At 65.1% G+C, this 470-nt stretch carries 1 protein-coding gene; it reads right to left on the bottom strand.

Going from position 1 to position 470, the window contains the following annotated elements:
• Positions 1 to 32: 32 nt before the first annotated feature.
• Positions 33 to 470: integrase core domain-containing protein (locus AC3A6R_RS27125; protein ID WP_487866179.1), on the bottom strand; the 438-nt coding region annotated here is incomplete at its 5' end.

Raw genomic sequence — 470 nt, 5'->3', positions numbered from 1 at the left:
TGCGCTGCCCCCGGCTTTCGTAGCACTTTGATCTAGAGGTCGAGGGTTTGCATCGTAGTTGATGCGGTGGTTTGCGCGGTGCCGCCAGCGAGCTGGCGGCACCGCGCGGCGAACAAGGCCGGCGGCACGTACCCGAGGGTGCTGTGCGGTCGGTGGTGGTTGTAGTCGTCACGCCAGCTGTCGACGATGCTGCGCATGTGGCTCAGGCTGGCGAACCAGTGCTGCGACAGGCACTCGTCTCGGAAGCGGCTGTTGAAGCTCTCGATGTAGGCGTTCTGCACGGGCTTGCCCGGTTGGATGAAGCGCAGCTCGACGCCGTTCTTTGTGGCCCAGGTCTGCATCGTTCGGCCCGCGAACTCGGGACCGTTGTCGGTGCGGATCACCTTGGGCAGTCCGCGCTCTGCCTTGACCTGGTCGAGCACCCGCGTGACGTACAGCGCCGGGATCGAGGTGTCGACTGCGATCTGCAC

This window comes from Variovorax sp. Soil_C_19 (assembly GCF_057657255.1).
Note: the sequence above shows the minus strand (reverse complement) of the source record. Positions and strands in the feature narration are given on the sequence as shown.